Here is a 13,755-nt window from a genome sequence, read left to right as displayed (position 1 = left end):
GGTAGGCCGCAGCAGCGGCGAACGGGATCCGCGTCCGTTTTGTGCGATCTTCGGGACCACAGGCACACCCCTCATGACCGTCACCCGCCTCTTCGACGTCCCCGAGCACCAGCTCCTCCGCTTCCCCAAGGACAAGGCCATCGCCACCAAGGAGGGCGGCCAATGGCGGGGCTACAGCACGCAGGAGCTGATCGACACCGCCGAACGGATCGCCCTCGGGCTCATGGCCCTGGGGGTGAAACCCGGCGATACCGTGGCCATCGCCAGCGGCAACCGGAGCGAATGGTGCCTGGTGGACCAGGCCGTGCTGCGCATCGGCGCCATCGGTGTGCCCATCTACCCCACCAGCAGCGCCGAGGACTACGCCTATGTACTGATGCACAGCGGCAGCCGCGTGTGCTTCAGCGCCAACGCCGAGATCCACGCCAAGGCGCTGGCGGCCATGACCACCGCCCCCGCCCTGGAACACCTCTTCACCTTCGAACGCGTGGACGGTGCCCGCCACTGGTCCGAGCTGCCCGCCCTGGCCCGCGAGGACGACCGACCCGCGCTGCAGGCCTACAAGGACCGCGTGAAGGCCGATGACCTGGCCACCATCATCTACACCAGCGGCACCACCGGACGGCCCAAGGGGGTGATGCTCACCCACCACAACATCCTCAGCAACGCCATCGCCAGCACCACCCGGTTCCCGGTGGACCACCACGCGCGCGCCATCAGCTTCCTGCCCCTGTCGCACATCTACGAGCGGATGCTGATGTACCTCTACATGTACACCGGGGTCAGCATCCACTTCCAGGAGTCGCTGGACGACCTGGGCGATCGCATCCGCGAGGTGGCGCCCGACGTGTTCACCGCCGTGCCGCGCCTGCTGGAGAAGATCTACGACAAGATCGTGGCCAAGGGCGAGACGCTCACCGGCATCAAGCGGAAGCTCTTCTTCTGGGCCCTGGACCTGGGCCACCGCTACGAGGTGCACGGGCGTGGTCCGTGGTACGACCTGCAGCTGGCCGTGGCGCGCAGGCTCATCTTCAGCAAGTGGCAGGCCGCCCTGGGCGGCAAGGTGCGCGTGGTGGCCAGCGGCAGCGCCGCCCTGCAGCCCCGCCTGGCCCGTGTGTTCAACGCCGCCGGCATCGCCGTCATGGAGGGCTACGGCCTCACCGAGAGCAGCCCCGTGGTGAGCGTGAACGACCTGCGGAACGACGGCCTTCGCTTCGGCACCGTGGGACGGCCCATCCCCGGGGTGCATGTGCGCATCGCCGGCGACGGCGAGATCCTCGTGCAGGGCCCCAACATCATGCAGGGCTATTACAAGGAGCCCGCGCTCACGGCCGAGGCCATCGACGCCGAAGGCTGGCTCCACACCGGCGACATCGGCGAGATCACCAAGGAGGGCTTCCTGCGCATCACCGACCGCAAGAAGGAGATCTTCAAGACCAGCGGTGGCAAGTACGTGGCCCCCCAGGTGATGGAGAACAAGCTCAAGGCCTCCCGCTTCGTGGAACAGGTGATGGTGATCGGGGAGGCCCGCAAGTTCCCCGCCGCCCTCATTGTGCCCAACTTCGGCTTCCTGCAGGACTACTGCGCCCTGAAGAGCATCCCCTACGGCGACCGTGCAAGTGTGGTGCGTGAGCCCCGCATCCACGACCGCATCATGGCCGAGGTGGAGAAGGCCAACCAGGGCCTGGGCCAGTGGGAGCAGGTGAAGAAGATCGCCCTGCTCACCGCCGAATGGACCGTCGACGGCGGGGAGCTCACCCCCACCCTCAAGCTGCGCCGCAAGCCCATCCTGGCCAAGTACGCGCGGGAAGTGGAGGACCTTTACGCCGGCAGCTGAACGCCGGTCCTTTACGATCGCTTAACATCGCGGCATGCGCGCCGCCCCCCCCTTCCTGCTCGCCTGCCTCACCCTGCTTTCCGCCTGCTCCAAGGAGCCCGGGGAGGGTGGCAAGGCCCTCATCCGCGGACAGGTCTACGCCGTGGGCTACAACGACAACACCGGCCAACCCACGGGGGATGCGTACTACATCCCCGAGTACCGCGTGTACATCCGCTACGGTGACGGTTCCTTCTACGACGACGACACCCGCACCGGACCCTCCGGCGAGTACGAGTTCCGCTGGCTGCGACCGGGCAGCTATACCATCTTCACTTACAGCGAGTGCCCCAACGACTGCGAGAGCGGTGTGGAGCTGGTGTCACGCACAGTGGAGATCGGTGGCAACCGGGACGCCGTGGACGTGCCCCTCATCACCGTGGAGGTCTGGTGATACACGTGCTGCGCCTGCTCTGCGCCCTGGCCCTGGTGCTGCCAGCGGTGAACACGGCCGCCCAGGAGCGTTCGCCCCTGCGCCCCCGCCTGCTCAGCGAGGCCTGGGGCTCGATCGGCGTGCAGTTCCGTCCCTTCCGCAACAACACCCGGGTGAAGGAGCCGGACTTCAACAAGCGCTTTCGCATGGGCGTGGAAGCGGGCTATCGCAGCGACGAGAACCTCAGCGGAGGCCGGCAGGTCTACCTCGACCTGGGCGCCCGCTACAAGTTCCACGACCTGCTGCGCGTGAACCTCGAACATCGCTTCAGCTTCCGCGGCGCCGACCGGCGCAACAGCCAGCGCACCTCGGTGCAGGTGCAGTCCTCCCAGGACCTGGGGCGCTTCACAGCGGAATACCGGTTCCGCTACCAGCATGAGTTCCTGGACCCTGGCGAGGTGCGCGACCAGCTCCGCAACCGCCTCGGAATGGTCTACGACATCCGCAAATGGAAGCTGGACCCCGAGGTGTCCGTGGAGTTCTTCACCTGGGCCGGGAACCTCGGCTGGCGCTACATCGGCACCCGGTACTCCATCGGCACCACCTGGCGCCCCGGCAAGAAGCATGAGGTGGGCATCACCGTGATGCACGACCGGGAGCGTTACGTTTACGCTCCGTCATACCGCTTCATCTACGCCCTCAGCTACACCCTTGAGCTCAACTGAACCCGATCCCGACCGCGGCCGTCCGCTGCTCGTCCGGCTCGTCCTCTTCGCGGCCATCTTCCTGATCGCCGTCGTGGCCGGCTATTTCCTGCTCCGCGGCGACGACCGCCTGCCCGTCTTCCACCCCGCCCAGCTCGATCCCCGCCTGGTGGACCCCGCCGTGCGCCGCGCGGAGGGCGAGCACCACATCAGCGATTTCGCCCTGGTGGACCAGGCGGGCGACACCCTGCGGCTCGCCGGTCTCGAGGGCCGCATCGTGGTGGCCGACTTCTTCTTCACCACCTGCGCCACCATCTGCCCCAAGATGAGCATGCAGATGGCCCGTGTGCAGGAGGCCTACCGCGAGGAGCCGCGCGTGGCGCTGCTCAGCCATTCGGTGACCCCGGAAATGGACAGTGTGCCCGTGCTCGCCGAGTATGCCCAACGCCATGGCGCACTGCCCGGCCGCTGGTACTTCCTCACCGGCGACCGCCGGCAGATCTACGCCCTCGCCCGTCGCAGCTACTTCGCCGCACTGGACCAGGGCGATGGCGGTCCGGACGACTTCGTGCACACGGAGAACTTCGTGCTGGTGGACCCGCAGCACCGCATCCGCGGCTTCTATGATGGCACCAGCACCGCCGACGTGGACCGCCTGATCGCCGACCTGCGGAAGTTGCTGGCTGAAACGCCCTGACCGGCGCGGTGGACCGGCCTACCTTTGCCGCCGCTTCAGGCGACCCCCATGCGCAAGTGGCTCGATCGATACTACGGCAGGCTTCGCACCATCAAGGCGAACTATGTGCTGCTGAACCTGCTGAACTACCGGCGGCTCGGCCATGCGCGGCGCATGTACCGCCACTACGGCGTGGTGCGCAGCCCCCTGCTGCCGGTCTCCAGCAGCGACATGCCCCGGCGCCCCGGTGAGATCCCCTGGCTGGACCGGCCCGATGCCCAGGCACGCCTCCTGGCCGACCCCCGTGTGCAGGCCCTGCCCGAACCACTTCGGCAGGGCGTGATCGACTGGCCCGACAAGGGTTACCTCATCCTGCGCGGCGTGTTCAGCACCGCGGAGGTCGAACGCGTGAACAGCGAGCTCCAGCAGCTCATCGATACCGGCGCGGTGGACTTCAACTTCACCGGTCGCAAGGTGATGTTCGCCTTCCGGCAGAGCCCGGCCATCAAGGCCATGGCCTCCGACCGCCGCATCCTCGACGTCCTCGACCTGCTGCTCGGCCGCCGCATGCACGTGTTCCAGACGATCAACTTCCAGACCGGCAGCGAACAGGCCGCACACTCGGACAGCATCCACATGACCACCTACCCCCTGGGCTACCTGGCGGCCGCCTGGGTGGCCCTGGAGCCCATCACCGCCGACAACGGCCCCCTGATGTACTTCCCCGGCAGCCACAAGCTGCCCTACCTGCTCAACGACGGGTTCGACCATGGCGGCGGGCGCTTCACCATCGGCGAGGACGCCTACGCGCACTATGAAGCGGCCGTGCAGCGCAGCATCGAGGACGGCCGCTTCACCCCGCATGAGTTCCATGCGCGTCCGGGTGACGTGCTCATCTGGCATGCGAACCTGCTGCACGGCGGCAAGAAGATGACCACCCCCAACGCCAGCCGCAAGAGCATGGCCGTGCACTACTTCGCCGAGGACGTCCTCTGCTACCACGAGCTCACGCAGCGCGTGGCCATCATCGACGAGGACCACTGAGCCGGCGACCGATCCCATGAACGTCCTTTCCGTCGAGAAGCTCGGCAAACGCTACGGCCCCCGCCAGCTGTTCGAGAACGTGAGCTTCGGCCTGGAGAAGGGCCAGAAGACCGCCATCGTGGCGCGCAACGGGACGGGCAAGAGCACCCTGTTGAAGTGCATCGCCGGCGTGGAGAAGCCCGACAGCGGCATCGTCACCTTCAACAAGGGCATCCGCACCGGCTACCTCGACCAGAACGTGCTGATGACCAGCGCCCGCAGCGTGGTGGACGAGATGCTGGACCGCGACGACCCCGTGAGCGCGGCGATCAAGGCGTATGAACATGCGCTGGCCCAGCACGCGGAGGGCAGGGCGCTGCAGCAGGCCATCGACCGCATGGAGGAACTGAAGGCCTGGGACCATGAGGCCCGCGTGAAGGCCCTCGCCCACCGCTTCGGCCTGCACGACCTGGAGCAATCCGTGAACACGCTGAGCGGTGGACAGCAGAAGCGCCTGGCCATGGCCAAGGTGCTCATCGACATGCCCGATGTGCTCATCCTGGACGAGCCCACCAACCACCTCGACCTCACCATGATCGAGCAGCTGGAGGAGGAGCTCAACAAGCCCGGCACCACCCTGTTGCTGGTGACCCACGACCGCTACTTCCTGGACAACGTCTGCGACGAGATCATCGAGATGGAGTTCGGCACCTTCACCCGCTACAAGGGCAACTACACCTGGTACCTGGAGAAGAAGGCCCTGGCCGAAGAGGTGCGCGAAGCCACCCAGCAGCACCTGCGGGGCCTGATGAAACGCGAGCTCGAATGGGTGCGCAAGATGCCCCGCGCCCGCGGCACCAAGAGCAAGAGCCGGCTGGACAAGTTCGAGGACATCAAGGCCGCGGCAACGCGCCGCTTCGACCGCGACGAGGTGAAGCTGGAGGTGAAGACCGACCGCCTCGGCGGCAAGGTCATCGAGGCCCGCAACCTCACCAAGGCGTTCGGTTCACCGGAAAAGCCGGGGTCCTACCGGCCCATCGTATCGCACTTCAGCTATTCGCTCAAGCGCGGCGACCGCGTCGGCATCGTGGGCCCCAACGGCATCGGGAAGAGCACCTTCATCGAACTGCTCGTGGGCCGCATGCGCCCCGACCAGGGCACGGTGAGCATCGGCGACACCGTGGTGCTGGGCACCTTCGGACAACTGATGCCACCCTTCAAGGAGGACCAGCGCATCATCGAGGCCGTGCGCGACATCGCCGAGGTGATCCCCCTCAACAAGGGCCGCACCCTGAGCGCCTCACAGCTCCTGGAACGCTTCCTCTTCGACAAGGAACAGCAGTACCAGCGCATCGACACGCTCAGCGGGGGTGAGCGCCGGCGCCTCTACCTGTGCACCGTCCTGATGCGCAACCCCAACGTGCTCATCCTCGATGAGCCGACCAACGACCTCGACATCCCCACCCTGAACGCGCTGGAGGATTTCCTCATGGACCTCGACGCGTGCCAGCTGATCGTGAGCCACGATCGCTTCTTCATGGACAAGCTGTGCACCAAGCTCCTGGTGTTCAAGGGCGACGGCCTGATCACCGAATGGGTGGGCAGCTACACGGAGCTGCGCGAGGCCGAGCGCGAGGCCCGGGCGAACGAGGAGAAGGCGAAGGCCGACAAAGGCCGGCGGAAGGGACAGGATGCGGAGGCCCCCAGGCCGGACGCCCCCGCCGGTGTGAAGAAGCTCACCTACGCCGAACGCCTTGAACTGCAGCGCATCGACAAGGAGATGCCCAAGCTGGAGGCCCGCAAGGCGGAACTGCTCGCCATCATGGCCGCCGGTGGCACCGACCATCATGCGATGATGGCCCACAGCATCGAACTGGAGAAGGCCATCAAGGACCTGGACCGGATGACGGACCGATGGCTGGAGCTCTCCGAGCGCGCGGGATGATCCCGCTCAGAACTTGGCGCATGGAACCACCCGCCTCTTGGCGACGGACCGCTTCCGGCGACGGTCGGCCAGTTCGTACCCGAGGGTGATCTCGTGCGCACCGCCGGTGCGCCCGGCCAGGCGGGAGAGCGTGAGGTCGTAGCTGTAGCCCACCCGCAGGTCCTTCACCACGAAGCCCAGAAGAACGGCCAGCGCATCGGTGTTGCCATAGCCCGGCGCATAGGCCTTGAACACCGGGATCCCCCGGTACAACAACCCGGCGAAGAAGGGCTCACGCTCGTAGTACGCGCCGATGTCCAGCTGGTCGTAGCGGCCCTGGGCCCGGTAGTTGAACGCCAGCACCACATGCTCGGCGTGCTCCTTGATCACCCGGCCCAGGATGCGCATGCGGTAGCCGCCGTGCAGGCTGAACTTCCGCGGCACCTTGCTTTCGTTCAACAGCAGCGACTGGTTGGGCTCGTTGAGGTGGTGCATCGAGGCGCCCAGCCAGAGCTTCGGGGTGAAGAAGAGCACGCCCGCACCGATGTCGCCGTAGCGGATGCTGCGTCCATCGGCATACTCCTGGGTGGGCACCGCACCACCGCGGGCCAGCTGGTCGCCGAACGTGAGCTTGCTGAGGTCCACCGCGTGGTTCACGAAGCCGAACTGCATCGCCGGCCGGATGAACACCTTGCGCTTGAGCTCGATCTCATAGGCGTACTGGGCCGCCACGCTGGTGTACCGCAGAGCGCCCGTGCCGGCCCGGTCATGCGTCATCAGCAGACCGACCCCGCTGTTGAGGTTCTGCATGTAGTGGTCCCACGCGGCGTTGTAGCTCACGAAGGCGCCCGGGATGCTGGGCCACTGGTCGCGCCAGGCCAGCCCGAACCGGCTTTGCAACCCCGTGCCGGCAAAGGCCGGGCTCACGTAGGTGGGCATGGCGTAGAACTGGGTGAACTGCGGGTCCTGCGCAAGTGCGCAGGCCGCAGTACCCATCAGAAGGGCCAGCAGCGTGGATCGCTTACCGCTCATTCCGGGTCATGCCTTCCACCTGCTCCAGGGGCAGCAGCTGGGTCTCCTTGCTGATCTCGCGACCGTGGTCGGGTGCGGTCGCCGTAAACACCTCCTCCACCACCGCATGGCCCTCGGCCTCGGTGCGCAGATGGTACCGCTCGCCGGGCTTCAGCACCATCAGGTAGCGGCCGGTGGACGCGTTGGTGTTGTAGACCCCGACGATCTCCTCACGCGCCTCGTCCTCCACCACGATCCGCGCCCGCAAGGGCTCGTCGCGATGGTCCGCCACGATGCCGCGCACAATGAAGAACTCCAGCTGGCTGCTGGGGAAGATGACCTGGTAAATGTCCTGTGCGCCCAGTCCACCGGGCCGCTCCGAGGAGAAATAACCGGTGGTGCCGTCCTCGCTCAGGCAGAAATAGATGTCGTCGTTCACCGTGTTCAACGGGTAGCCCATGTTCTCCGGATCACCCCAGCTGCATTGGTCGTGGTCCAGCATCACGCTCTTGAAGATGTCGTATCCGCCCATCGTGCCATGTCCGTTCGAGCTGAAGAAGAGCGTGGACCCATCGCTGTGCAGAAAGGGCGCGTCCTCATCGAACGGCGTGTTGATGGTGGGACCCAGGTTCAGCGGCAGGCTCCATTCCCCGTTCGGCAGGCGGCGGATCCGGTACAGGTCGCGGCCTCCGAAACCGCCGGGCCGGTCGCTCGTGAAGTAGATCTCCTCACCGTCCGGGCTCAGGGTGGCGCTCGGTTCGTGGTGCTCGCTGTTGATGCGCTCGGTCATCAGCTCCGGCATGTTCCACAGGGCCACCGACCGCTTGCTCTCGAACAGGTCGCCGCTCACCAGGCCCTGACCCGTGCGGTAGATGATCATGCTGGTGCCATCGGCGGACAGACCCACCGTGGCGTCCTGAAGGGCGGTGTTCAGCGGTACGCCGGCGTTCACAGCGTTCGACCAGACCTCGTCCACGCGCCGCGCCATGTAGATGTCCTCGAACCACTGGCCGTTCGGGTCCTTCAGGCCGCCGGTGGTCCCCTCGCGGCGCGAGGTGAAGTACATCGTGTTCCCGTCGGCGGTCACCAGCGGGCAGTAGTCGTGCGCCGGGGAGTTGATCAGCGCGCCGAGGTTTCGCACCGTCAGGTCCACCGGGGTGCGCACCAGTGCCTTGGCGTTGCGGCAGATGGCGACCGACCGGTCCACCTCGGCATCGTCGACCAGCCTGTGCTTGGTGGCCTTGTAGCGGTTGAGCAGATCGATGGCCTCGTCGAAGCGCTCCTGGCGGTGCCGCGCGAGCCCAAGGTGGTAGAGCGCTTCAGGGTGCCCGTTCCGCAACGCCCGTTCGAAGAGCGGCGCGGCCTTGTGGCGTGCTCCGGGGATCTGGGCGTAGCACAGCCCCAGTTCGTGCGCCACCTCGGCGAAGGTGGTGTCCACGTTCTCCAGCCGCCGGTAGATCTTGGCCGCCTCCACATGGTCCTCCACGGCCAGCAACATCTTGGCCTCGTCCAGCATGCGGTTGTGCACACGGGTGTAGTTGGCCTGGCCCCATGTGGTGAGCGGGGCGGTCGAGAGCAGCAATACGGGGATCAGGTAGCGTTCGCGCATGCGTTCAAGGTTCATCGGATGAGGGTCACATCGCCTTTCAAGGTCTCTTCGCGGCCGTCGCTGAAGCGGGCACGCGCCTTCCAGGCGTACACGTCCTGCTTGGCGGGCTGGCCCCGGTAGAAACCGTCCCAGCCCTGCTTCACATCGAACGTCTCGAAGACGAGCTCGCCCCAGCGGTTGAAGACCTGGAGGTGGTAGTCCTCCACACCCTCCTGCACGGGGAAGAAGAAGTCGTTGCTCATCGAGTTCGGGTCATACAGGCCATCCGTGGGCCCGTCGCTGTTCGGGGTGAACGCGTTCGGGAAGGCGATGGCACCGGAGGCGATGCCGGTCACCGCATCGGCCACCACGAAGGTGTCCGGGCAGTTCCAGGCGTTGTTGGCGATCAGGCTCACGGTGTAGCTGCCCGGGTCCGTGTAGGTGTGCACCGGGTTCAGCACCGAGCTTGTTGTGCCATCACCAAAGTCCCACCAGTAACTGTCCGCGTTACCGCTCAGGTTGTAGCAATACACCGGCTGTCCCGGCACCACCACCTCTTCAGGCTGAAGCACGAAGTAGGCGGTGGCGCTGGGTCGCACCACGATCGAATCCACGTGCACGGCGGTGTTCACCGTACCGCCAGGACCATAGGCCGTGAGCATCACGGTGTAGGTGCCCGGCAGCGTGTAGGTGTACACCGGGTTGTCCGCCGTGCTCGAACCGCCGTCGCCGAAGTTCCACAGGTAGCCTTCGCCGAGCAGGGAGGTGTTCGTGAACTGCACCGTGAGCGGCGCACAGCCCTCGCCCGATCCAATGAACGCGGCGGTCGGATACGGCGGCTCGATGGTCACCACCTGCGTCGCCGTGTCACTGCACACGTTGTCGGTCACCACCAGCATGATGGTGAACTGCCCCCAGCTCGCATAGGTGTACGCACCCGGCTGCTGCCCGGTGAGCGTTCCGCCATCCCCCATGCTCCACGAGTGCGTCCATGGTCCCGGGCCTGTGTTGTTGATCAGGGTGACCGTGGATGCCGGGAACTGCTGCGTGAACGGCGTGGCCTGGAACTGGGCCGTCGGTGATGGATGCACCGTCACGGTCTGCTGGGCCGTATCCGTGCAGCCCCAGGCGGATGTGGCCGTGAGCGTCACCGTCCAGGTCTGGTTCGCGGGTGTGCCGTTCACATAGGTGTGCGTGGGGGCAGTGCCCACGAGCGTGACGCCGTCGCCCATGTCCCACAGGTAGCTCGATGCCCCTGTGCTCGTGCTCACCGGGGCATAGGCGAGCGGCGAACAGCCATCGGCCGGGGCGGTGAACGCGGCCGTCACGGCAGGGTACACCTGCACCGCCGCCTGCGCGGTATCGGTGCAACCGTGCACGCTGGTGCCCACCTGGGTGATGGTGAAGGATACCGGTACACTGTCGGCATGGGCATAGGTGTGCGTGGCGTTGCCCGGTGCCCCGCTCTGCTGCGTGCCATCGCCCCAGGTCCAGGTCACCGAGAGGGCCCCGATGGAGAGGTCCTGCACGCTCACCGGGAAGGGCTGGCAGCCCGCGAGAGCGCTGGGGACGAACTGGGCGATCGGAGCCGGATGCACCAGCACATCCACTTGGGCCGTATCGCTGCAGCCATAGGAGGAGGTGGCCACCAGCGTGGGGGTGAAGACCACGTCGTTCAGCCCCTGATTGAGGTAGGTGTGCGCCGGGCTCGCCAGTGAACTCGCCCCGCCGTCACCGAAGGTCCAGAAGTAGCTCGTGGCCCCGATGGAAAGGTTGGCGAGGTCCGGGTCGAAGGGCGAGCAGCCCACCGTGTCCGCCGTGAACTGGGCGATCACCGCCGGGAACACCTGCACCTGGCCGCTGGCCACCGCACTGCATCCATGCACGTTCGTGGCCGTCAACCCGATGGTGTACGTCTGGGGCGTGCCCTGGAAGTTCGACCACGTATGCGGGTGCACGGCGGCGGTGGTGTCCGACAGGCTGCCGTCGCCATAGGTCCACGCGTAGTCCACCGCACCCAGGCTCGTGTTGGTGAGCTGTGCGGTGAGCGGGTGGCAGCCCTGCTGCAGGTCGGTCGTGAACGCCGCCGAAGGCACGGGGAACACCGTGACCTGGTCGTAGGTGGTGTCCACACAGCCGAAGGCATTGGCCCCGATCATCGTCACCGGGTAGGTGACCGGGGCGGATGTGGTGTTGAGGTAGGTGTGCGTCGGCGAGGCCCCGGTCCCTGTGCTGCCGTCACCGAAGTCCCATTGGTGGCTCACCGCACCGACAATGGTGGGGAAGGTGACCGTGAGCGGGGAGCAGCCGCTGTCCGGCTGCGTCACGAACGTGAACTGGGGCATCGGGTACACCAGCAGCGTGGCCGTGGCCGTATCCACGCAGCCTGCGGCCGAGGTGGCGATCAGCTGCACAGTGTTCGTCTGCAGGAAAAGCGTGTTGTTCACGTACTGGTGCGACGGCGACACGGCCGTGCTCGTGCCCCCGTCACCGAAGTTCCATGCATAGGAGCCCGCTCCGGTGCTGGTGTTGGTGAACTGCACATCGAGCGGCGCACAGCCCGGCAGCCCGTTGTGCGTGAACCCGGCCACCACCGGAGGCGCCACGGTGATCAGTGCGGTGGCCGTGTCCGCACAACCGAACAAGGTGCTCGCGATCAGCGTCACGGTGTCCACCACATCGGTGGGACCCGCATTGATGAAGGTGTGCAGCGGTGCGGTGGCCGTGCTGGTGCCGCCATCCCCGAAGTCCCAGGCATAGCTCACTGCACCGGTGCTGGTGTTGGTGAACTGGACGTCCAGCGGCGAACAACCGATGCTCGGCACCGGCAGGAACGCCGCCGTGGGCAGGGCCTCCACCAGCACGTTCTGGAAGCCCGTGCCTCCGCAATACGGCGTGGTCACCGTCAGTGTCACCGTATAGCCGCCATTGCCTGCATACAGGTGCGTCGGATCCTCAAGTGTGGAGGTGCTGCCATCCCCGAAGTCCCAGGCCCACTGCGTCACCGGGTTGCCCGGTTCGGTCACCGTCTGGTCCGAGAACTGCGCTGCCACACCTTCGCATACGTTCTGCGCCCCGATCTGCACGCTTGGCGGGGCGTACACATGGATGTCGTGCGTGTGGGTGTCCTGGCAGCCGTCGGCGTTGGTCACCGTCAGCGTCACCGTGTAGGTGCCCGGCGTGCCGTAGAAATGCGGCGGGGGCTCGAAGGCGGTGATGACCGTGCCGTCACCCAGGTCCCACACATGGCTCACCGCGTTCACCGAGGTGTTGGTGAAGGCCACGGTGAGCGAATCGCAGGCGGCGTCCTGGTCCACGGTGAAGTCCGCGGTGGGGCTCGGCAGCACCACGACGGTCACGGATGCGGTGTCGGCACAGCCCGCCGTGGCGCCCTGGATGCTGGCGGCGTAGGAGACCACGAAGGTGCCCGGTGACCCGTAGGTGTGCGTCTGGTCGCCGGCGCCCGTCCATTGAAACCCGGCGCCCGTGCCGAAATCCCACTCGAAGAAGTTGGCCCCGCCCCCCGTGGTCTCGTCGAAGGCGATGGTGCCCCCGGCACATACCGTGTCCGGTGTGGCGCTGAGCGCGACGTTGGGGGGAGGCACGATGGTGATCTGCACATAGGCCGTGTCGATCCCGCAATAGTTGCTGTCCAGCAGCATCACCTCGTAGGTGCCGATGCCAGGGTACTCGATGGTGCGCGGGAACGTGGGCGGCCAGGGCGCCCAGTCGATGATCGAGTCCTGGCCCTGGCCCCAATAGTCGCCGAAGTTCCAGTACTCGAAACGCTGATAGATATTGCCCTGCTGCAGGCAGTTGCGGTCGGTGACGTTCAGGAAGGTCACCGTGCGGTCCGGCCAGCACAACAGCGTCGCGCTCGGGGCGATCTGTGCACTGTCGATGTCCCACACCCGGATCGGATTGAAGGTGGCCACGCTCGGTCCGCCCTGCAGGGTGTTGCACGCGTTCTCCGCGTAGAGCCGCACCGTGGTCTCGCAGCTTACCGTGCCCGGCATGTAGGTGTGCGTCACCGTCTGCCCCAGATTGGTGTGGTCGTACACCAGCTGTGTGCTCGCATCGCCGAAGTCCCAGGTGAACACCGTGTTGGGCGAGACGTTGGTGCTGGAGTTGATGAAATCGACCGCCTGTGGGGCGCACACCTGCGTGAGGCCGCCCACAGGGATCTGGATCGATGCGCTCGTGCTCTCCTCCATGATCACCGTGCCGGTGACCACGCATCCGCTCACCAGCTCCGTGAAGGTGACCGTGTACTCGGCCACGGCCGGGGCATAGACGTGCGTCACGGTGGCCGGCGCGATCAACGTACCGCCCACATGGAGCGGGCTGCCGTCGCCCCAGTTGATGGTGAAGCCGCCGACGATGTTCTGCGGGGAGGCGATCACCAGCGTGAAGGGACCGCCCGAACAGCTGTACCACTCGGCGGTGTCGCTCGGGTTGCCCCAGTAGTCGTAGAGCTGCGGGCACTGCGCCTGACCCCGGCCCGCCAGGGACAGGGCCGCCAGCAGGCCGGCCACGCGCACGAAGCTCCTCTTGGTCCGCATCATTCCGCCCCTTCCTAC

Annotated in this window: 9 protein-coding genes; 6 read left to right on the top strand and 3 right to left on the bottom strand. The window is 66.4% G+C overall.

Translation table 11 applies throughout. The annotated features are described in order from the left end of the window. The first annotated feature begins 73 nt into the window (after positions 1-73). Genes IPM49_15470 through IPM49_15445 form a run of 6 tightly spaced genes read left to right on the top strand, consistent with a single transcriptional unit; the run spans position 74 to position 6,597 of the window. Complete coding sequence (locus tag IPM49_15470) at positions 74-1,837, top strand: long-chain fatty acid--CoA ligase (protein MBK9275921.1); 1,764 nt, start codon at positions 74-76, stop codon at positions 1,835-1,837. 34 nt (positions 1,838-1,871) lie between these two features. Further along, a complete protein-coding gene (locus IPM49_15465; GenBank protein ID MBK9275920.1) occupies positions 1,872-2,270 on the top strand; it encodes a carboxypeptidase regulatory-like domain-containing protein in 399 nt (132 codons plus the stop codon). Further along, entirely contained in the window at positions 2,267-2,974 is a 708-nt protein-coding gene (locus IPM49_15460; GenBank protein ID MBK9275919.1) for a DUF2490 domain-containing protein, read from the top strand. The genes IPM49_15465 and IPM49_15460 overlap by 4 nt, the downstream gene beginning before the upstream one ends. A gap of 25 nt (positions 2,975-2,999) precedes the next feature. Beyond that, positions 3,000-3,650: an SCO family protein gene (locus IPM49_15455; GenBank protein MBK9275918.1), complete on the top strand. Its 651-nt coding sequence runs from the start codon at positions 3,000-3,002 to the stop codon at positions 3,648-3,650. Positions 3,651-3,698: 48 nt separating this feature from the next. Next, positions 3,699-4,673 (top strand): phytanoyl-CoA dioxygenase family protein, encoded by a 975-nt coding sequence (locus IPM49_15450; protein ID MBK9275917.1) that lies wholly within the window; start codon positions 3,699-3,701, stop codon positions 4,671-4,673. A 16-nt stretch (positions 4,674-4,689) separates the two neighbouring features. Then, a complete protein-coding gene (locus tag IPM49_15445) occupies positions 4,690-6,597 on the top strand; it encodes an ABC-F family ATP-binding cassette domain-containing protein (protein ID MBK9275916.1) in 1,908 nt (635 codons plus the stop codon). Between the two features lie 6 nt (positions 6,598-6,603). Here IPM49_15445 and IPM49_15440 read toward each other — a convergent pair whose 3' ends face one another. Genes IPM49_15440 through IPM49_15430 form a run of 3 tightly spaced genes read right to left on the bottom strand, consistent with a single transcriptional unit; the run spans position 6,604 to position 13,737 of the window. Beyond that, positions 6,604-7,608 (bottom strand): type IX secretion system membrane protein PorP/SprF, encoded by a 1,005-nt coding sequence (locus IPM49_15440; protein ID MBK9275915.1) that lies wholly within the window; start codon positions 7,606-7,608, stop codon positions 6,604-6,606. Next, positions 7,598-9,196: a PD40 domain-containing protein gene (locus IPM49_15435; GenBank protein MBK9275914.1), complete on the bottom strand. Its 1,599-nt coding sequence runs from the start codon at positions 9,194-9,196 to the stop codon at positions 7,598-7,600. Before IPM49_15435 ends, IPM49_15440 begins: the two co-directional genes overlap by 11 nt. An 11-nt stretch (positions 9,197-9,207) precedes the next feature. Then, positions 9,208-13,737, bottom strand: a complete 4,530-nt coding sequence (locus IPM49_15430) for a PKD domain-containing protein (GenBank protein MBK9275913.1) — start codon at positions 13,735-13,737, stop codon at positions 9,208-9,210. Positions 13,738-13,755 lie beyond the last annotated feature (18 nt).

It is taken from the genome of Flavobacteriales bacterium, from assembly GCA_016715895.1.
Lineage (GTDB): Bacteria > Bacteroidota > Bacteroidia > Flavobacteriales_F > PHOS-HE28 > PHOS-HE28.
The sequence above is the reverse complement of the archived record's forward strand: the minus strand, read 5'-3'. Positions and strand labels throughout refer to the sequence as shown.